This is a genomic window from Exiguobacterium aestuarii (genome assembly GCF_020171655.1).
Taxonomy (GTDB): domain Bacteria; phylum Bacillota; class Bacilli; order Exiguobacteriales; family Exiguobacteriaceae; genus Exiguobacterium; species Exiguobacterium aestuarii_A.
Genome location: NZ_JAIVAC010000001.1, coordinates 212,950 through 232,068, shown reverse-complemented (window position 1 = coordinate 232,068; position 19,119 = coordinate 212,950). Strand labels below are relative to the sequence as shown.

The window sequence follows — 19,119 nt, the reverse complement described above, 5'->3', positions numbered from 1 at the left end:
TCGTTTTCCCCCTACATCAACTCAAAATACCAATCAAAAAAGCTTTCACTAAACCAAAACGTCAACATCGTCCCGAGCGCGATCGATGGCACGAACGGAATCGGTTGTTTGCGTCCAATTTTCTTCGAAGCAATCAAACCCACTCCGACAACCGCACCGATCAAGCTCGACAAGAACAAAGCGACGAGTACATCACGAGGGCCGAGCACGAGACCAATCATAGTAAACAATTTGACGTCCCCTGCCCCAAGTCCCCCTTTTGAGACGAAAAAGACAGTCGCTAAAAGAGAAAATCCGAGAAGCGCCCCAGCAAGCGGTGACCACCACGTGGTCCCTGCCACATAGGTAAGGACGAGTAAGATTGGTGCCGTGATCCGCAAGATGACGTTCGGTACGAGCATCGTCGATAAATCAGATACGGCGAGCGCCAACAGCGTCGATAAGAAGGCGAACGCGAGGAGCGTCGTCATGCTAAATCCGTAAAGTGCAAAGCTATAGCCATATCCGATGGCTCCGAGCAATTCAAAGATCGGATACGTCGGCGCGATCCGCTCGCCACACCCACGGCATCTCCCTCTGAGGGCGAGATAGCCGAAGATCGGGATGAGTTCCCACGGTGACAATTCGTGACCGCAAGACGGACAATGTGAGCGCGGTGTCACGATGGATTGTTTGCGTGGCACGCGGAGCCCGACGACGTTGGTGAACGATGTGATGACCGCCCCGAGGACGATGCTATATAAGAATCCAATCAATTCAATCAAGGGAGGATCCTCCTTTTGTCAGTATATGCCAAAAACAGAAAACCGGCTAGGCTGAGCGAGTGCCCAGCGCCAGCCGGAATACATCATTGAGTGACTTTTACTAAAGAATCTTTTTTTAGTGCAGTTGTTGCTGAATCTGTGAATTTATAATCAGTACCTAATAAATTGACTACGTAAACATATTCACCACTGTTAGGTGTAACCTTTACAGTTGCAGTAGTGTAATCACCACCACCAAATGGATCTTTCATACCACTAATATATGACTTCGTACCTACAATTGCAGGTTGAGGGTTTGTTCCAGTCGTTGCAGCTGTATTTGTAGCAACTTTGTAATCTAGAACTGTTGCCTCAGTCACAGGGTTCGATGCAGTATACAACTTCGCCGCACTTACCATCTGCTTCGCATCAGCAACCATTGCATCCTTCTTCGAGTTCTCAATAATCCCACCAATCGCAACAACCGCGATGGCTGCGATAATTCCTAAAATAACAACGACGACGAGCAACTCGACGAGTGTGAGTCCACGCTCATCTTTTAATTGTTTGGCATCTTGCCAAATCATTTTCAACTTCTCTACCATGATTCATTCTCCCCTTTTGTGTGTTGTGCTGCATGTAAGCTAGATGTATTACAAAATACCTAAACTAGAAGTAGAACAATTTTACTATACCTTCTAAATAAAGTATTGAAAAGGTATATTTTCAAAACTCTGCATATTTTGATTATTGATTTTGAATATCGCCATAGATTTGGAACATCGGAACGACGATCGAGATGACGATCACCCCGACGACACTCGCTAGGACAACGATGAGAAGTGGCTCGATGATTGACTTGAGTCGATCCGTCGTCGTCTCGACTTCCGTCTCATAAAACTCGGCGACTTCGTTTAACATCGAATCTAAATCCCCACTTTCTTCCCCGACCGCAATCATTTGCGTCATGAGTGGTGGGAAGTTCGAGTTGCGCATGAGCGGCTCGTGGAGCGGGATCCCTTGCGCCATCATTTCTCGTGCCTCCGTCAATCCTTTTCGAATGACGCGGTTCGACACGATGCGTTCTGTAATCTCAATGGCTGTTAAAATCGGGACAGCTGCCTGTAACAGGACGGCTAAACTTCGCGTCAGTAGCGCGATTTGCGACTTCGTCACAATTGGTCCGAAAATCGGCATCTTCAGTAGCAAGCGATCGATGACGAATCGTTCCCGGTCCCGCTTCAGCATCCAAGTAAACACAAACACCCCGAGTATGGCGATGGCGAGTAAGAGCCACCAGAACGCAGCAATAAAGTCTGAAACGGCGACGACGATTCTCGTGATGAGCGGAAGCTCACCGCCGAGTTGACCAAATATGCTTGCGAACGTCGGAACGACGTTCACCATCAAGAAGGCGACTACGCCGATGGCAACAATCGAAACGACCAACGGATACGTAAGGGCAGAGATGACTTTCCGCTTCACATCATACTGTTTCTGGAGTTGGAGCCCAATCTGGTCGAGCGCCTCCTCCAAGTTTCCGCTTGTCTCCCCGGCAAGTGCCATCGAACTGAAGAAGTTCGAAAAGACGCGTGGATGCTTTTTGATTGCCTCGGAATAGGCAATCCCCTCTTTCAAATCGTCCTCGACTTGACTGAGCGTCTTCTTCAAAACTTTTGATTCGGTCTGTACCCGCAAGATCGACGTCGCGCGGACGATTGGCACCCCCGCCCGGATGAGCGTCGCGAACTGTCTGACATACATGATCAGATGTTCGATTTTGACGCGTTCCGGTAGGATATTGACCTCTTTGTTTAGTCCGGTCGACTCAAGTTCGGACAAGTCCGTCACGAGAATCGATTCTTGGCGTAACTTATCTTTTGCCTCCCGAAGCGAGACGGCCGTGATGCGACCTTTCTTGCGCTTCCCGTTCAGGAGCTTTCCTTCGTACTGAAATATCGCCATCACTCATCACCTCATCTCTTCTGTCGGGACGGCGTTCGGATTGATGATTCCTTGCCGTACGAGCTGTTCAATCGCGGCATCCATCGACTGCATGCCATGCTGGCGACTCGTCTGGATGACGGTCGGAAGCTGGAACTCTTTTTCATTTCGAATCAAGTTGGCGACAGCCGGGTTCCCTAACATGATCTCCATGGCGGCGACACGGCCTTTCGGCACGTCAATCCGTGGGAACAATCGTTGACTGACGACCCCGAGCAAGACGTTCGCGAGCTGCGTCCGGATTTGGTCTTGCTGCTCAGCCGGAAACGCATCGATGATTCGGCTCACAGTCGACATCGCACTCGACGTGTGGAGTGTCGCCATGACGAGGTGCCCCGTCTCAGCTGCTGTCATCGCCGTCGAAATCGTTTCTAAGTCACGCATCTCCCCGAGCAAAATGACGTCCGGGTCTTGTCGTAAAGCAGCTCGTAGACCGCTCACGAACTTCATGACGTCCGATCCGATTTCTCGTTGGTCGACGATGCTTTGATCGTGTGAATGTAAATACTCGATCGGATCTTCTAACGTGATGATTCGCTTACGTTGCGTCCGGTTGATCTCGTGGATCATCGCCGCAAGCGTCGTCGATTTCCCAGAACCGGTCGGCCCCGTCACGAGGATAAGACCATGCGGCTTCTCAATCAATCGCTTCAACACCGTCGGCAAGTTGAGTTCATTTAATGTCGGGATTTCCCCGGAAATCGAACGGAACGCGATTGCAATCGTTCCTCGTTGATAGTAGGCATTAACACGGAAGCGTGAGACACGCGGCACCCCGAACGAGAAGTCGAGATCACGCTCATGTTCAAGGCGTTCACGCATGTCTTCCGTCATAATTTCTTTTAAGTATCCTTCAAGATGTTGAGGCAACACTTTCTCCTCGCCCATCGTGATCAGACTCCCATCCACCCGGATGATTGGTGGAGAACCCGCCGTCAAATGAATGTCTGATGCGCGTCGCTCGACCGCATTCGTCAAGATGACTTCAATCGATTGATTAATCATAAGCACTCTCCGTAATGACCGTTCGTAATATTTCTTCCGTCGTCGTCAATCCGGCTGCAACTTTTTCTAGCCCGTCAGCTAATAAGAACGTCGCCCCTTGTGACTTCGCATATTCCACCATCTCAGACTCGGTCGCCTGGTTCATGATCATCCGTCGTAATCCTTCGTTGATTGGAATTACTTCATGGATGGCGAGACGCCCTCGGTATCCTGTCGAGTTGCATGAAGAACATCCTTTTCCACGAACAATTCGGTCGATGTGAATGCCTTCTGCTTCGAAGAGACGTTGTTCACTTTTCGAGACCGGTTCTGCCTGACCACAGTCGCGACAGACGCGTCGTACGAGACGTTGCGCGACGAGCCCGGTCGTCGAAGCGGCGACGAGGAACGGTTCGACCCCCATGTCGACGAGACGGGTGATGGAACTGATGGCCGAGTTTGTATGTAGCGTCGATAGGACGAGGTGGCCCGTAAGTGAGGCCCGAATGGCAATCTCGGCTGTTTCCGTGTCTCGAATCTCCCCGACCATGACGATGTTCGGGTCTTGTCGTAGAATCGAACGAAGACCGGATGCGAACGTCAAACCGACTTTGGAGTTGACCTGAACTTGGTTGATGCCATCGAGCTGATACTCGACCGGGTCTTCTACCGTAATGATGTTTTTCGTCTCGTCATTCAACTCTACTAGTGAGGCATAGAGAGTCGACGACTTCCCTGAACCGGTCGGACCGGTGATGAGGATAATGCCGTTCGGACGTTTGAGCATTTCACGATATGCTTGCTCGTTTCGTTCCCCGAATCCTAGTTTCGTCAAATCTGTTAGCCCTTGCGACGAGTCAAGCACTCGAATAACAATCTTCTCCCCATACATCGTCGGGAGCGTCGACACACGGAAGTCATAGGCGCGATTGCGTAGCGTATACTTGATCCGCCCGTCTTGCGGGAGACGACTTTCCGTGATGTCGAGGTTACTCATGACTTTAAGGCGTGTCAGCATGACACTTTGGATTTTCTTCGGATAAATCGTTTCCGTACGCAAATCTCCATCGATCCGAAAGCGGACGTGAAGTTGTTTCTCATGCGGATCGAAATGGATATCCGAAGCTCGTTGATCGATTGCACTCAGGAAGATTTGGTTCACGAGACGAATGATCGGGGCATCGTCCCGATTCATCGTTTCTTGTTGATCCATCTCCGGTGCATCTTCTTTTAAAATCTCGACAAGTGAATGATCCATCTCATAATAACGACTAATCGTCTTCCGAATCTGTTCACGTGTCGAAATACCAATCTCGATATTCATCCCGGTCTGCAGACGTACATCATCAATCGCAATCAAATCGAGCGGGTCGGCCGTTGCGATATGAAGCGTGTTTCCAATCAATTGATATGGCATGACGTCATGTTTTTGCGCCAATGCTTTCGGCACGAGCTTCGTGACCGTCACGTTGATATCCTGAGCATACAGCTCGATAATCGGCACATGCAGTTGTTCATGAATCATCTGAATCAATTGCGTTTCGGTAATGTGGTTCAACCGAATGAGTGTATCTCCCAGTTTTTCACCGGGGCGTTTTTGTTCGAGCGCTTCATCGAGCTGACTCGTCGTAATGAGTCCGGCCTCGATGAGCATCTCGCCGAGTCTTCGTTTCGTTCGTCTCACGTTACTTCACCATCCTTTGAGGAGCCTCCTCTTGCTCGACTTCCCTCTCTTCGACGAAAGTACTAGCCGTCACTCCACCAATCAATATGACAACGAGTAGGAACCACGCCCACCATGCCTGCGTCAACGACTCCGTCACCATATAGTAAATCCCCACTGAGAGCAGTGCCGTCCATACACTGATGAGTAATTTCGTTTCACGCTTCTTCATCGATGGGACAGACAAGGCGAACAACGTCAATGTGGCCAATACCCAAAAACCAAGTAAAATCATATAACCAATCATCCGACTGCCTCCTGATCTGCAGGGTCTTCTTCAAATACGGGCGGTTCTTCAAAGTTGTCATTTAGTTCATCGTCAAAAGTCGGGTCTTCTTCCACCTCTTCATCCGGGAATGTTGGAATGACCGGTTCGACCGGTTCAGGTGGCGGAAGTGGGACCGAGCTCTTCGTCACGATTTCCGGTGTCGGGGCATAAAAATCAAATCCGAGCAATTCCATCGTTTCTCCTTCTTCCGTCACTTTGACACGATACAACTTCCCTGACTGGCCAGATTGTCCAGATTGTGTGACTGATGAGCTGCCTGACGGAAGTGACGACGAGAAACGAACGACTTTTTGATAAGGAACCGATGTCACTTCTTCCACTCGCGCCTCGTAAGCCGATTCAAACGGTTGACCGAGTAATTGGACGGTCACCGCATTCCCTTCATTCAAAACGAGAATGGCGTATGATGACTTCTCACGGTTTTGTACCGCAAAGTTTGAGCGGGTGTCCACTTTCGTGTCATATCCGAGTTCGACACCAGACGGGAGCGTCTCATGCGGCACACGTTCAAGAATGGCGAACGGTGTGGCAGCGAACATGCGATAGAACGAAGAGCCGAGCGTCGTGAGCGCCTCAAAGTCTTCCCCGAAAGATTTAAGACTAAAGATATCACCTGCTGCCATCTCGAATCCGTTCATTCGATCGAGCGTGGACTGCATCGCCGGAGTCGGGCTCACGGTAAACGAAGCGACGACTTCACTCTCCGCCGCGACTTGTTCCAATGCGACCGTTGACTCAAGCATTGATGCCGCTTCCATCAATGCCGGGGCAATCATCGTCATCGTCACAGGTTGACCATCGAGATAAGGTTCAACTTTAGATTCATCGATTGCGGTCAACAGTGGGTATTCACCCTCATCTGTGATGGAATCGAGCGTGTTCGGTACATCGAACGTCACGACTTCTTTTCCGATTTCAATGACGGTCCCGTCCATCAGATTGACCGAAAACGGCATCGTGTTGAAATCTTTGATGGCGTTATCGAGACGAACGTCAGCCTCTTCCTTCGTCATCCCGGAAACATCGACGCCTGCGACTGTTGTATCTGCATATGTAGTACTTGACTCGGCGGACGCATCTAAGTAATTGACGAGTCCGATGGTCGGTAGCGTCACGAGCATGACGAGTCCGATCAGAATGAAAAGATGCATCCCATACCGCTTCATGTAAAAATCCTCCTATGTTTCATATGTCTTCTATTCTATGTATCCGTTCAGTGTGTAACTTTAGTATAATATGTATTGTACAAAAAATAACATTTTATTCAGTATTTCATACGTTATTTTCCGAAAGTTTTACTTTTTTTGAATAGGAGGTCAATGTCTTGTCGCATAACGAAAAAGGTTTTACGCTCGTCGAAGTACTGGTCTCTATTGTCGTCGTCTCCATCTTGTCAGGAGCCATGATGAGTTTCTTCTCGCAAAGTCTTCGAATTACCTCTTCTGATTTAGATCGAACGGTTGCAAATCAAATTGCACAAAACACATTACATACAATCGAACGCCGAGCGAAGGAGACCGATGCTTTATTTTCTCTTGATACGCTGAAAAAAGATGTGAATGGCACATGTGATTTGTGCTCGGCCACAATCAACGGTCGCGACTATTCGATTGATATTGCGTCTGTTCAAACTTCTTCGAACGTCATGGACGTGACCATCATCGTCGACTCTGATACTTTACTGCAACCAATCACATTGAAAGGAGTCGTAACCGATGCGAGTCTTCATGAAAAGTTCCCTGAAACGAGCAATCCAGAAGCTACAACGCTCTGAAGAAGGTGTCACACTCGTTGAATTGTTGTTGGCGCTCGTTATTTCCACCATCTTCGCTGGAATCATCATCACGGTATTTTTATCTGGTACTCTTGGCTTTCGTTTGACGAATGATTCTAGTTCTCTTCGAGCAGAAGCGGACTATTTGATTGCTTCGGTCATGCAGGACTTGAACCAAACGAAATTTGATGCGATGACTGAAAGTAATGGGGTCTATACGTTTCACGTCTTAAATGACCCGAAAGTATCGGCGAATGGGATTTTGTATCGTGAAAGCGGCTATCTCGATACCGGCAAGACATTATCCGCTGCTTCCTTCTCCTCTTCTTCGAATGATGTCGTCCTTCAATCGATGGACATTTCGATTGTTGACGGTGCCGTCGAAGCGAGAGTCAATCAGCCATCCTACTATAAGTCTGGCTTGATTGAACTGACAATCACACTATCTCCAGCCAATGATCCATCTGAGACGAAGACATTCAAGAGTGCCATCCCATTCTGAAAAGGAGCTTGTACCTATGAAGCAAGATGAACGAGGTTACGTCCTCATTCTTGTCCTCGTGACCATGGCGGCATTAGCCGTCTTGTCACTTGCTGCCATCCAAGTCAACTTAGCGACAAATAAACAGACCATCATTCGCGTCGACGAGACACAACTCGATGCCGACGTCAAAAGTACGTTAAATCTGCTAGTTGCTGATTTAAAGTCAACATTTCCGATTCACGCTGAAGCAGATGTACCTAATTACATGAAATCGGAGCAAGCATTCCAAGACGAAATCAATTCGTTACTCGTGAGTAATCAATCATATACCGGAAACCAATTGTCCGGAGATAACGATATCGTCTATTCGATTGAACGCTCTACTGCTGATCGAACCGATGCCCCATTCACGACTGTACTCACACTGACAGCAACGGGAACGACCGTCCCAAAAGCCGAGCAACCGACGCAAACGGCTACATACACACAAGAAGTATACGTGACCGCCCTGCCATCTTTTTTGTATTACGTACTCGGGTCTGACGAACAGCTGACAGTCAATGGTCCACCTAAAATCACAGGAAACATCTTTGTCGGAAACAGTGATGCCTCGACGGATGAATTAAACGTTCAACGAACCGCATTCTACCAACTAGGTTCAACAAAGAAATCACTTGAAAATAGTTCGACGAGTCGATTTTATTTGGACGGAAAAATCGATTTAGCACCTGGAGCGACTTGTGATGGTTGCGACTTAAACGAATATTTCACGAGTGACACGACACCGATTGCAGGAGAAAAACCACAGATTGGTGAGATTGATTCATCCTTCTCACCATTCAATTTCGACTATTCGATTATCCAATACGTCAACCGTTTTCAATCAGGTACAAAGCTGAGCTACGAGAATGCGCCGGGTACTTCCATTTTTAATAGCGGACGAATACCAGCAATCTCAATTCCTCCTTATTTAGAGCAGCCGAATCTCGGATTGACTGAATATGTCGACAAACAACAAATCGATGCGATCGATTCTCTGAAAATCATCACATCACCCGTCGCCGCTTCAACCATTATTAGTGAATCGGTCGCGAGCTCTAACGTGCCACTCTTATTTGATGGTGACGTTATCATCGAGGCGGTGCGTCCTATTGCAATCAGTAGACCACTTATTGTGAATGGAAACCTCACAATCCGAGGCAATGTCGCGTTCAATACGACTGTATACGCCTTAAAAGATGCCTTTATTGACCGTGCCACAATTACAGGTGTCAGTAAGTCACAAAACAGTTCCCTCGTCCTCATGGCGAAAGGGAAAGTGCTGTTAAATCGAATCAATGAATTTGAACACACGACGACACCGCTTCAAGCATTTTTATATAGTGACTCAGAGGAGAAGAGTAAACTATATGCGGTTGGCTCACTCATCAATATAAAAGGCGGTCTTTATAGTCGTGGTCCACTAGAAATTAATACGTTTCGGGGGACGTTCCCATTACCAGCCCAAAGTGCGAAAGAAGTTCACTTCGCACCAGGTAACCAGACTCAGACCGACGAGATTGAAGAATCCCGCCTCATCATGACGTATAACGAAGGGGTGTTTGAACAAATCAATACGTTACCTGTTTCCAACCAGCTTCAGCTATTCACGGCACGCCCGGTCAAACAATGAACATAAAAAAGAAGCCGACATCAAATCGGCTTCTTTTTCGTATACTTAGTAAAAATCACCCGCCGGTGTATCGACACCAGGGTTTGGATCTGTTCCATCTTTCACTTGGACATAGAAATATTGAGAGATTGGTTCTGGACCCCCACCGTTCGGGAATGAAGCACTGACGTCTTGTGTAACGAGTCCTACTTTTGCAAGCCCCGGTTTCAACAGTTTGAGTTCTCCCTGTTCAACCTTTAGCACATCTATTCCTTCTAATACCTTCAATCCATAGCCCGTGACGTTTGCCGTATCTGGATAGAAAGTGATTTGTTTGCTGTAGGAATATGGGCTGTCACTCATGTATAGGATGACGTTCGGCGTTGAAATCAACTGCGGGTATTCTTTGACGTCAATCAAAGTACTTTTCGATTGCCCTGGATAATCTGTAAGTTTACCTAGTATGGTAACGCTACCCTGACTTCCATGTTCGGCACGAACCGTTGCAACGTTCGTTCCAGTTTTAGAGACCGACAACGCAGTGGATGAGGACGTCCAGTCAACTCCTAAGGGTCCACTCAACTTCGACCCATCTAATTTCGTCTGGTCTAAAGTAATACTCGCAGATTGTTTGACGAGTGTACCTTGCGCATCTTGATATACCCATAGTTCATTCGGTTTCGGGATTAACGAAAGATCTGGCAACTTGACCACCACTTTTAAATCATTCGACTTCACGACATAACCATTCGGATACGTATATGTCGCTCGAATTGTCGTCTCCCCTACTATTTTAGGAAAAATCGATACAGTTGTTCCGTTTGACTTCAGTCCGACAATCCCATCGTTGTCGCTCTCCCATTTTAGATTAGAGGAATCGATATCGCCTGTGGCGTCTACGTTCGTACTAGCCCCTTCTCCTACATACAACGTCAACGTATTCGGAACGGTCAAAGTCGTTCCTTTTACTGTAACGGTTTTAGATGATAACATCCCTGGACTGTCATTTATGTCACGATCATGCTTCGTTGTACCTTGTCCAGAATGCTCCGCATAAAAGGTATACGCAAACTTACCTGAATTAAATGTAAATGTTCCAGGTGTTGTCGCGGTTAAAGGAATGGAGAATTCAGAAATCAGTGAGTTTTTATTCAGTACTTTGTTACATTTATTATCATTCTTCCCCTTCTCCTTCATACATTCTAGCGAAAACTTTCCTGTTAACTCTCGCGTCTCTTTATTGAAAGCAAAACCTTCAGGTAAGTCTTTATTATCAGGTAACGTAAACTCCTTAGGAATCTTCTCCACAATTTCCGCATTCCATTTGATTAGTTCATAGGAATTTAGACTAGGACGGCCTTTCACTTCATTTAGAATTTTTTGGAGGTCAAAGGTATACGTCAACGTAAAGATTGATTGCACCCAATCTTCGTCTGGAGATATCGTTCGAATGGCTTCACCATTAACTGGTGTCGTTATCGGATAATCGCTATCTTTCTTAGCAAACGTTGAGGAATAAATAGAAAGGATGAATACTGCTGCAATCAATATGATCAGGCCGTACTTGGATCTCGGATGCTTGAACATGGAAAGTCCTCCAGTCGGTTTGTCGTCACACTTCTTCAGTTAATTCATACCCTTTCCAATCCCATTTAACAAGTTCATTTTTTCAAACTTTGGAAATGAGTTCTTACTTCGCTAATGAAATACAGAGACCCGGTCACAATCAACGTCTTACTCGTCGGCGCTTCCATCCAATCGTTTAGCCATTCTTTCCATTCAACGAAGCGTGCTCCATCTCTTTCAAGATGATCTCTCGTTCTCGCACGTGGAAAATCAAACGTCGTCTCGTACACGTCGCCAATCTCTTGAAGCGCGTGAACCATCGTGTCACGGTCCTTGTCCGCCAAAATCGCCGTCAGGACTGTCACATCTGTCTCTTGTTTAGCTTGCACAACCAATGCCTCGATGCCTTCCTGGTTATGTGCCCCATCCAAGATCACTCGTGGTCGTTTGGAGACGAGTTCATATCGCCCCGGATGTTGTGCCCGCTCAAGTCCCGACCGAATCGCCTCTTCCTTCCAACCGAGATGACGCGCTACGGCGACGGCACATGCCCCGTTATAAGCTTGATGATGACCCGTCAACCCGAGCACGACAGGTGGCATACCCTCATATGTAACGACAGTCCCAGCCCCGTCCTCGATTTCTGTCACAAGTGTTCGTACATCATGAATCGAAGCGCCTACGTCTTCTCCTTTTTGAAGCAACAGTTCAATCAACTTTTCCTCACCGACACTATGGAACATCGGCACGTCACGCTTCATGATGCCGTACTTCTCCATCGCAATCTCTTCAAGAGTATCGCCGAGTATTCCTTGATGATCATGTCCGATCGATGTCACAACGGTCGCAAGTGGATGTGTCAACACGTTCGTCGAGTCCAGTCGTCCCCCGAGACCGACTTCCCAAATGATCACATCAGGACGTGTATCATCAAAATAGCACCATGCCATCATCGTCAAGAGTTCAAACTCCGTCAATGTCTCCGGTGCCGTGTCCGCACAGGCTTTGACACGGTTCGCTACGTCGACGAGCGCGTCTTCTTGAATCGGTTCCCCGTTCAACATAATCCGTTCCTCGAACTGAATGATATAAGGCGACGTGAACGTTCCGACGGATAATCCATTCTCCATCGCCATCGCCCGTAAAAATGCAACGGTCGACCCTTTTCCGTTTGTCCCTGCCACATGAATGGATGGACGTTCTTCTAATCCTAACTGCTCAATCATCCAGTTCATCCGCTCAAGACCCGGTTTGATCCCGAAGCGAAGCTGTCCACTCAACCAATCGAATACATCTTGTCTCGTCTTCATCTTCCACACTCCTACTGTTTACACTTCTGTTTCATCTTATCAAAATTCACGACAGCCGTTATGGAAAACAGTCTGTGCTATACTCGAAGCGAAGAAGGAGGCATGCGCCATGACAACTGACTGGAACTTCGAGGCGACGTACCTCGAACTACGTGACATCTTTTACGACCGTGGACCCATCCATCCGGTCGACAATCCAACACTTGTCTTGTTTAACGATACATTAGCCGCTTCACTCGGGCTTGATGCACAAACACTCAAACAAGACATCGATTTACTTGCCGGCAATCGTCAAACCGAGACGTCGTTCTCGCAAGCCTACGCCGGACATCAATTCGGCAACTTGACGATGCTCGGGGACGGAAGGGCCCTCATGCTTGGGGAACACGTGACTCCGAACGGGAAACGTGTCGATGTACAGCTCAAAGGATCCGGACCGACGGAGTACTCGAGAGGTGGTGACGGTCGGGCCGCACTCGGTCCCATGGTACGAGAGTTCATCATCAGCGAGGCGATGCATGCTCTCGGCATCCCGACGAACCGTGCACTCGCTGTCATTCAGACTGGAGAAGCCATCATGCGTCAAGGTCCAAAGCACGGAGCCATTCTGACCCGGGTCGCCTCGAGTCACTTGCGTGTCGGGACATTCCAATTCGCGGCAGGTGCCGGCTCCATCGATGACGTCATCGCGCTCGCGGAGTTTGCAATCAAACGTCACGACCCAGACTTGATTGAAGCACCCGATCGCTACGAACAGTTTCTCGGACGCGTCGTCGAAAGACAGGCGAGACTCATCGCTAACTGGCAACTCATCGGGTTCATTCACGGCGTGATGAATACGGACAATATGTTCATCAGTGGAGAAGGTCTCGATTACGGACCGTGCGCATTTATGGATACGTATCACCCGGAGACCGTCTTCAGCTCAATCGACCGGGAAGGGCGCTACGCTTACGGAAATCAACCGTACATCGGGTCTTGGAACCTTGCCCGACTCGCAGAGACATTGCTGCCGCTTCTTGATGAGACGAAAGAAGAAGCAGTCGATGTAGCAAACAAACAGCTCACCCGCTATACAGAGTTGTATAAAGAAGCCTACTTTACCGGACTCGCGCATAAGATCGGCATATACGTCCGAAAAGACGGTGACGATGCACTCACCGATGAACTGCTCCGCTTAATGATGGAGACAGAAGCAGATTATACGAATACGTTCCGCTCGTTGACGCTCGGTGAGATCGATTCGCTCCCTTTCGCAACTCGGGAAGACGGGAAGTCATGGATTGATGCTTGGCGAAAACGCCTGAGCGAACAAGGCCTCCCTGATGAAGATGTGCGTCGAATCATGCGCCAATACAACCCGGCCGTCATTCCACGTAATCATCACGTCGAGAAAGCAATCCAAGCAGCAGAACGAGGCGACTTCGGACCGACCGAGGCGCTACTCACGATTTTGCGTGACCCTTATAACTACGACCAACCGTCTGAATACGTATCGGCAGGTCCAACTCGGACGTATCCGTACCAAACGTTTTGTGGCACATGAACCATTTCGTATTCGCGAGATGGTTTTTTTTGAATCATTTTCCAATCTTCTAACGTAGGATAAGGTATTACAAAATGGAGGTACTTATATATGCGCTTACTCACCTCACTCGTCTCATTAGGATTTGCCTGTTTACTCGCACTCGAACTTTGGCAAACCCCATACTTAAGCAATATCGTCTGGGCGATGCCCGTCTTTTTCTTGAGCGTGTCGTTCGTCCAGTACATGAAACATCTGAATGAGTCGGAATGGAGTGACACAAAATGAAAAAACTGATCCCATTGATGATCCTCATCACCGCTTCAGCATCATATGTCGTGTATAGTCTATATTTAACTTTAGTCGGTCAACCGATTCAGCCAGAGTTGACCGGTGTGGCAATCGGTCTTCTTTTCACTTCTTCATACTACATCACAACAGGTCGCTTGCCGTTTTGGAGTGAAGAGGAAGAGGCATGAAACGCATCTATATCGCTCTCTTGGTGATTGGTGCGACTCTATATTCCACGTATATCGTCCACCTGTTTCGAATCGGTTTCACCACCCCACTGTATACTCAACTCCCGATGTTATTGGTCATTGGAATCATCGTCTGGTGGCTCGTACAAGCAAGGCCCGAACGTCGCTCTTGACGCTCGGGCCTTGATATTATTCAGAATCCTGAAAAGGAAACGATCCTGATGAAGGTTCTGGTAGAGAATCAGCTAGCTTCAACAACTCCTCTTCCGAGATATTTCCCGTTACGATGATCAGCTTACCTTGAGATAAGTAATATAAGCCGTTCCCGTATGCTTGCTCCAGTAGGTATGGTTTTGGCTGATCCGACATCTCCCCTTCGATTTCAGTGAAATTGTCCGTCTCAATGATACTGATGAGGTGTGTCTCATCGTATAACGTCCAAAGCTTCACCGGCCAATCGTTAACTGAATAGTCAGAGCTGATGACTTCCATCTCTTTGACTGGAAGATTTAATCCCTGAGTAGACGCACTGGACGTATCGGGTACCCCGAAGCGTTGCATCCCGCGTTGCGCCCATCCCTTCTTACCATCATGAATGAATACGCCAAACGGGTTCGCACGGTCAGGGACGGTCATCGCAACTAAGCCGATTCCCCCGACCATCGTCTCCGTTAAAATGTGATCCTTCGACAACTGTTTTGTCGAGCCATCTTCATATTGAAGAGTGATTTGTGCCACGACCACGTCCGAGACCTTTTCTGTCCCTGGTGGTACTTCGGCAATCATCGTCCCTGTCACTTCTGCGTCGGGAAATTGTGATTCATCGATCCCTTCCACTTGCTCTACTTTTTCCACCTCAACCGTCTCCACAGACTTCGTCTCTTCTGATGGTGTACATCCAACTAGCCCCAATACAAGAACACACATTAACCCGATTCGCCTCATCTCGCATCCCCTCTACAATGATTCCTAATGTTTACTTTCTCCAAAGCACCAACACAAAATCTCTTTGTACATAAAGAATCTCTATTCTGAATCACGGAAAGGGAACGATACGGACGAAGGTTCCGGTAAAGAATCAGCTAGTGTCAACAGTTCTTCTTCCGAGACATTTCCTGTTACAAGAATCAGTTTGTCTTGACTAATGTAGTAGATTCCATTGCCGCTCGGCTGATTCAATCGATCATACTCAACTCCATCCGTCTGACGATTGATTCGCTCACCGTCGCCCACACTGAATGCATCGGTCATCAAAATGGTGACCAGTTGCGACTCATCATAGAACGTCCACAATTTTACCGGTCGTTCCACGTCATCGATTTCACTATCAATCGTATACATCGAATCTTGAGGGAGCACCAAACCGCGGCTTCTTTTTTCGGAAGCGTCAGTAATTCCAAAATGCTTCATCCCATGCATGACCCATTCCCCGGCCCGTGAATAGTGATAGACACCGAAAGAAGGCGTTTGGTTTGGATGAGCCATCGCTACCAATCCGATGTCTCCAACTGTCGCCTCATAGATGACGTCTTTTGTGGAAAGGTGACCTTCCGATCCATCTTGATATTGAAGCGTGATTTGATGAACTACCGCATCTGCCAACGATTCGGTCCCTTTTGGTACGTCTTCAATGAGCGTGCCCACCCATTCACTCGTAGGTGCTTTGGCCACCTCACTCGTTTCAATTTTCTCTATATCTGTACCGACCTCCGTCTCTTCTGATGTCGTACATCCAGTCAGCCCCAACACAAGAACACACATTACTCCGATTCGTTTCATCTCGTATCCCCTTTCCTACGTCCACCTCTCCAAATTCTACCAAAACACAAAAAAACCTTCTTCAGAGAATTAATCTCCAAAGAAGGCACATGTCTTACTTACGCAACTCTTCCAAACGGGCGCGGACCGCGTCACGCTTGTCGAGGTAATCTTTTTCTTTTGCTTTCTCTTCGTCGATGACGTGAGCCGGTGCCTTGGCGATGAAGCCTTGGTTTCCGAGTTTCTTCTGTACGCGCTCGACTTCTTTTTCATACTTCGCCACTTCTTTTTCAAGACGGGCGATTTCTTCTTCGAAGTTGATGAGGTCTGCGAGCGGGATGAAGAGCTCCGCTCCTGTCATGATCGCTGACATCGACTTATTCGGAGCCGTGAGGCCACGTCCGATTTCGAGCTCTGTCGCGTTCGTGAACTTGCCGATTGTCATTTCGTTCGCGCTCAAGTAACCTTGTGTCGCATCGTCGCTCGTCGAGATGAAGAGCTGGATTGGTTTTGACATCGGTGCGTTCACTTCCGCACGGATGTTACGAACCGAGCGGATGACGTTCATCACAGCTTCAAACGCTGGAACCGAATCAGCGAAGTGAAGGTCGTCACGACGCGTCGGGTAGCTTGCACGAACGATTGAATCGCCCTCGTGCGGCAAGTGCTGCCAAATTTCTTCTGTCAAGAACGGCATGAACGGGTGCATGAGACGCATGATTGAATCGAGCGTATGCGCGAGGACCGAACGTGTCGTGTGCTTCGCTGCTTCGTCCTCACCGTAGAGCGTGAGTTTCGCCATCTCGATGTACCAGTTACAGAACTCTTCCCAGATGAAGTTGTACAAGTAACGACCGGCTTCACCGAACTCGTACTTGTCGACGAGGCGTGTCACCTGGTCGATCGTATCGTTCAAGCGTGTCAAAATCCACTTGTCAGCAAGCGTCTTCTCGCCCGTGAGGTCGATTTCTTCCACTTTGAGTCCGTCCATGTTCATGAGAGCGAAACGGCTCGCGTTCCAAATCTTGTTCGAGAAGTTCCATGTCGACTCGATCTTCTCCCAATAGAAACGAAGGTCGTTCCCTGGTGTCGAACCTGTGAGGAGGAACCAACGGAGTGAATCCGCTCCGTACTGGTCGATGACTTCCATCGGGTCAACGCCGTTACCGAGTGATTTCGACATCTTGCGTCCTTCCGAGTCACGGATGAGACCGTGGATGAGGACATCGTTGAACGGTTGCTTCCCTGTGAACTCGAGAGATTGGAAGATCATGCGCGATACCCAGAAGAAGATGATGTCGTATCCCGTAACGAGCGCGCTCGTCGGGAAGTAACGGTTGAAGTCCGGTGCGTCCGTGTCCGGCCAGCCCATCGTTGAGAATGGCCAAAGCGCTGACGAGAACCATGTGTCGAGAACGTCTTCGTCTTGTGTCCAGTTCTCACTGTCCGCCGGTGCTTCTTTCCCTACATACACTTCACCTGTCTCGTTATGATACCAAGCCGGGATGCGGTGGCCCCACCAAAGTTGACGGCTGATACACCAGTCGCGGATGTTCTCCATCCAACGGAGGTATGTGCCTTCGAAGCGTTCTGGGACGAAGTTGACTTTCGTGTCGGCGTTTCCTTGTGCTTCGAGTGCCGCTTTTGAGAGTGGCTCCATGTCAACGAACCATTGTTTCGAAAGGTATGGCTCGATGACTGCGCCTGAACGCTCTGAGTGACCAACCGAGTGCGTGTGCGGTTCAATCTTCACGAGTGTGCCGTCCGCCTCTAAGTCTTTGACGAGTTGCTTGCGGCATTCGAAGCGATCAAGCCCTTCGTAAATGCCCGCGTTCTCGTTCATCTTCCCGCCTTCGTCCATGACGAGGATACGTGGAAGTTCGTGACGGTTTCCAATTTCAAAGTCATTCGGGTCGTGGGCCGGCGTGATTTTCACGCAACCTGTACCGAACTCCATGTCGACGTAGTCGTCCGCAACGATTGGAATCTCACGGTTCATGACTGGAAGCATAATCGTCTTGCCGATGAGGTGTGTGTAACGCTCATCTTTCGGGTTGACGGCAACCGCCGTATCGCCGAGCATCGTCTCAGGACGTGTCGTCGCGATCTCGATGTGACCTGAACCATCAGCGAGTGGATACTTCATGTGATAGAACGCACCCTCGACTTCTTGGTAAATAACTTCGATATCCGAAACGGCCGTCTTTTGAGCCGGGTCCCAGTTGACGATATATTCGCCACGGTAGATCAAACCTTTCTCATACAAGCGAACGAACACTTCTTGAACGGCTTTTGAGAGCCCTTCGTCGAGTGTGAAGCGTTCACGTGAATAGTCGAGACCGAGACCGAGTTTAGACCATTGGTCACGAATCGTCTTCGCGTACTCGTCTTTCCATTCCCACGTCTTCTCGAGGAACTTCTCACGTCCGAGGTCGTAACGCATGACGCCTTCTTCGCGGAGCTTTTGTTCAACTTTCGCCTGTGTCGCGATGCCGGCATGGTCCATCCCTGGAAGCCAGAGCACGTCATAACCTTGCATGCGCTTGAGGCGCGTCAACAAGTCTTGGAGCGTCGTGTCCCAAGCGTGACCGAGGTGAAGTTTCCCCGTAACGTTCGGTGGTGGGATGACGATTGTGTACGGTTGTTTCGAATCGTCCTCGTCTGCTTTAAATACATCGTTTTCTAACCAGTAGTCGTACCATTTTGACTCCGTCGCACTTGGGTCGTACTTCGTCGGCATGGTGATTTCATTTGTCTCATGGGCCATGTGTGGCGCCTCCTCTATATTGTAATGAACACAAAAACGGCTTCTCTCGTCCTATACGCTAA

19 protein-coding genes and 1 other annotated feature (1 of these 20 only partly in view) are annotated in these 19,119 nt (G+C 48.6%); of the genes, 7 read left to right on the top strand and 12 right to left on the bottom strand.

Annotated elements, in window-relative coordinates:
- Window positions 1-11 precede the first annotated feature (11 nt).
- The 7 genes from LCM29_RS01205 to LCM29_RS01175 form a co-directional block, all read right to left on the bottom strand.
- Complete coding sequence (locus LCM29_RS01205; protein WP_224860434.1) at window positions 12-764, bottom strand: prepilin peptidase; 753 nt, start codon at window positions 762-764, stop codon at window positions 12-14.
- 83 nt (window positions 765-847) lie between these two features.
- Entirely contained in the window at window positions 848-1,348 is a 501-nt protein-coding gene (locus LCM29_RS01200; RefSeq protein WP_224860432.1) for a prepilin-type N-terminal cleavage/methylation domain-containing protein, read from the bottom strand.
- Between the two features lie 142 nt (window positions 1,349-1,490).
- A complete protein-coding gene (locus LCM29_RS01195) occupies window positions 1,491-2,708 on the bottom strand; it encodes a type II secretion system F family protein (RefSeq protein ID WP_214785280.1) in 1,218 nt (405 codons plus the stop codon).
- 6 nt (window positions 2,709-2,714) lie between these two features.
- Window positions 2,715-3,752, bottom strand: a complete 1,038-nt coding sequence (locus LCM29_RS01190; protein WP_214749689.1) for a type IV pilus twitching motility protein PilT — start codon at window positions 3,750-3,752, stop codon at window positions 2,715-2,717.
- The gene (locus LCM29_RS01185; RefSeq protein ID WP_214819407.1) at window positions 3,745-5,415 is read right to left on the bottom strand and encodes a GspE/PulE family protein; all 1,671 of its coding nucleotides are present in this window, start codon (window positions 5,413-5,415) and stop codon (window positions 3,745-3,747) included. Before LCM29_RS01185 ends, LCM29_RS01190 begins: the two co-directional genes overlap by 8 nt.
- A gap of 1 nt (window position 5,416) precedes the next feature.
- Window positions 5,417-5,701, bottom strand: coding sequence for a hypothetical protein (locus LCM29_RS01180; protein ID WP_214760538.1), 285 nt, complete (start codon window positions 5,699-5,701; stop codon window positions 5,417-5,419).
- Window positions 5,698-6,909, bottom strand: a complete 1,212-nt coding sequence (locus LCM29_RS01175; protein WP_224860430.1) for a G5 domain-containing protein — start codon at window positions 6,907-6,909, stop codon at window positions 5,698-5,700. Before LCM29_RS01175 ends, LCM29_RS01180 begins: the two co-directional genes overlap by 4 nt.
- Window positions 6,910-7,067: 158 nt before the next feature.
- Between LCM29_RS01175 and LCM29_RS01170 the strand changes: the two genes are divergently transcribed.
- Genes LCM29_RS01170 through LCM29_RS01160 form a run of 3 tightly spaced genes read left to right on the top strand, consistent with a single transcriptional unit; the run spans window position 7,068 to window position 9,673 of the window.
- Window positions 7,068-7,517 (top strand): prepilin-type N-terminal cleavage/methylation domain-containing protein, encoded by a 450-nt coding sequence (locus LCM29_RS01170; RefSeq protein ID WP_224860428.1) that lies wholly within the window; start codon window positions 7,068-7,070, stop codon window positions 7,515-7,517.
- Window positions 7,459-8,019, top strand: coding sequence for a PilW family protein (locus LCM29_RS01165; RefSeq protein ID WP_224860426.1), 561 nt, complete (start codon window positions 7,459-7,461; stop codon window positions 8,017-8,019). The genes LCM29_RS01170 and LCM29_RS01165 overlap by 59 nt, the downstream gene beginning before the upstream one ends.
- Before the next feature lie 16 nt (window positions 8,020-8,035).
- Complete coding sequence (locus LCM29_RS01160; protein WP_224860424.1) at window positions 8,036-9,673, top strand: hypothetical protein; 1,638 nt, start codon at window positions 8,036-8,038, stop codon at window positions 9,671-9,673.
- A gap of 45 nt (window positions 9,674-9,718) precedes the next feature.
- Here LCM29_RS01160 and LCM29_RS01155 read toward each other — a convergent pair whose 3' ends face one another.
- Both LCM29_RS01155 and LCM29_RS01150 read right to left on the bottom strand, forming a co-directional pair.
- Entirely contained in the window at window positions 9,719-10,645 is a 927-nt protein-coding gene (locus tag LCM29_RS01155) for a hypothetical protein (RefSeq protein WP_224860422.1), read from the bottom strand.
- Between the two features lie 668 nt (window positions 10,646-11,313).
- On the bottom strand, window positions 11,314-12,528 hold the full coding sequence (locus LCM29_RS01150; RefSeq protein ID WP_224860420.1) for a bifunctional folylpolyglutamate synthase/dihydrofolate synthase: 1,215 nt from the start codon (window positions 12,526-12,528) through the stop codon (window positions 11,314-11,316).
- A gap of 109 nt (window positions 12,529-12,637) precedes the next feature.
- Between LCM29_RS01150 and LCM29_RS01145 the strand changes: the two genes are divergently transcribed.
- The 4 genes from LCM29_RS01145 (at window position 12,638) to LCM29_RS01130 (ending at window position 14,705) form a co-directional block, all read left to right on the top strand.
- Entirely contained in the window at window positions 12,638-14,074 is a 1,437-nt protein-coding gene (locus LCM29_RS01145) for a protein adenylyltransferase SelO (protein ID WP_224860418.1), read from the top strand.
- A 90-nt stretch (window positions 14,075-14,164) separates the two neighbouring features.
- Complete coding sequence (locus LCM29_RS01140) at window positions 14,165-14,341, top strand: hypothetical protein (RefSeq protein ID WP_224860416.1); 177 nt, start codon at window positions 14,165-14,167, stop codon at window positions 14,339-14,341.
- Window positions 14,338-14,532 carry a hypothetical protein gene (locus LCM29_RS01135; protein WP_224860414.1) on the top strand — a complete coding sequence of 65 codons (195 nt, stop codon included), beginning with the start codon at window positions 14,338-14,340 and terminating at the stop codon, window positions 14,530-14,532. The genes LCM29_RS01140 and LCM29_RS01135 overlap by 4 nt, the downstream gene beginning before the upstream one ends.
- On the top strand, window positions 14,529-14,705 hold the full coding sequence (locus LCM29_RS01130; protein WP_224860412.1) for a hypothetical protein: 177 nt from the start codon (window positions 14,529-14,531) through the stop codon (window positions 14,703-14,705). Before LCM29_RS01135 ends, LCM29_RS01130 begins: the two co-directional genes overlap by 4 nt.
- Before the next feature lie 16 nt (window positions 14,706-14,721).
- Here LCM29_RS01130 and LCM29_RS01125 read toward each other — a convergent pair whose 3' ends face one another.
- From LCM29_RS01125 to LCM29_RS01115, 3 genes are all read right to left on the bottom strand, one after another.
- The gene (locus LCM29_RS01125; RefSeq protein ID WP_224860410.1) at window positions 14,722-15,477 is read right to left on the bottom strand and encodes a hypothetical protein; all 756 of its coding nucleotides are present in this window, start codon (window positions 15,475-15,477) and stop codon (window positions 14,722-14,724) included.
- 81 nt (window positions 15,478-15,558) lie between these two features.
- Window positions 15,559-16,311 (bottom strand): hypothetical protein, encoded by a 753-nt coding sequence (locus LCM29_RS01120; RefSeq protein ID WP_224860408.1) that lies wholly within the window; start codon window positions 16,309-16,311, stop codon window positions 15,559-15,561.
- Between the two features lie 94 nt (window positions 16,312-16,405).
- Window positions 16,406-19,057, bottom strand: coding sequence for a valine--tRNA ligase (locus LCM29_RS01115; protein ID WP_224860406.1), 2,652 nt, complete (start codon window positions 19,055-19,057; stop codon window positions 16,406-16,408).
- Window positions 19,058-19,114: 57 nt separating this feature from the next.
- Window positions 19,115-19,119 (bottom strand) — a binding site (T-box leader) (it continues 219 nt past the right edge of the window).

Bases quoted from the DNA above. Each gene is read 5' to 3' on its own strand.
- LCM29_RS01115 (WP_224860406.1), bottom strand. From the start codon at position 19,057: ATGGCCCATGAGACAAATGAAATCACCATGCCGACGAAGTACGACCCA.
- LCM29_RS01165 (WP_224860426.1), top strand. From the start codon at position 7,459: ATGCGAGTCTTCATGAAAAGTTCCCTGAAACGAGCAATCCAGAAGCTA.
- LCM29_RS01160 (WP_224860424.1), top strand. From the start codon at position 8,036: ATGAAGCAAGATGAACGAGGTTACGTCCTCATTCTTGTCCTCGTGACC.
- LCM29_RS01200 (WP_224860432.1), bottom strand. From the start codon at position 1,348: ATGGTAGAGAAGTTGAAAATGATTTGGCAAGATGCCAAACAATTAAAA.
- LCM29_RS01140 (WP_224860416.1), top strand. From the start codon at position 14,165: ATGCGCTTACTCACCTCACTCGTCTCATTAGGATTTGCCTGTTTACTC.
- LCM29_RS01155 (WP_224860422.1), bottom strand. From the start codon at position 10,645: ATGTTATCATCTAAAACCGTTACAGTAAAAGGAACGACTTTGACCGTT.
- LCM29_RS01125 (WP_224860410.1), bottom strand. From the start codon at position 15,477: ATGAGGCGAATCGGGTTAATGTGTGTTCTTGTATTGGGGCTAGTTGGA.
- LCM29_RS01195 (WP_214785280.1), bottom strand. From the start codon at position 2,708: ATGGCGATATTTCAGTACGAAGGAAAGCTCCTGAACGGGAAGCGCAAG.
- LCM29_RS01130 (WP_224860412.1), top strand. From the start codon at position 14,529: ATGAAACGCATCTATATCGCTCTCTTGGTGATTGGTGCGACTCTATAT.
- LCM29_RS01135 (WP_224860414.1), top strand. From the start codon at position 14,338: ATGAAAAAACTGATCCCATTGATGATCCTCATCACCGCTTCAGCATCA.
- LCM29_RS01120 (WP_224860408.1), bottom strand. From the start codon at position 16,311: ATGAAACGAATCGGAGTAATGTGTGTTCTTGTGTTGGGGCTGACTGGA.
- LCM29_RS01180 (WP_214760538.1), bottom strand. From the start codon at position 5,701: ATGATTGGTTATATGATTTTACTTGGTTTTTGGGTATTGGCCACATTG.
- LCM29_RS01145 (WP_224860418.1), top strand. From the start codon at position 12,638: ATGACAACTGACTGGAACTTCGAGGCGACGTACCTCGAACTACGTGAC.
- LCM29_RS01175 (WP_224860430.1), bottom strand. From the start codon at position 6,909: ATGAAGCGGTATGGGATGCATCTTTTCATTCTGATCGGACTCGTCATG.
- LCM29_RS01190 (WP_214749689.1), bottom strand. From the start codon at position 3,752: ATGATTAATCAATCGATTGAAGTCATCTTGACGAATGCGGTCGAGCGA.
- LCM29_RS01150 (WP_224860420.1), bottom strand. From the start codon at position 12,528: ATGAAGACGAGACAAGATGTATTCGATTGGTTGAGTGGACAGCTTCGC.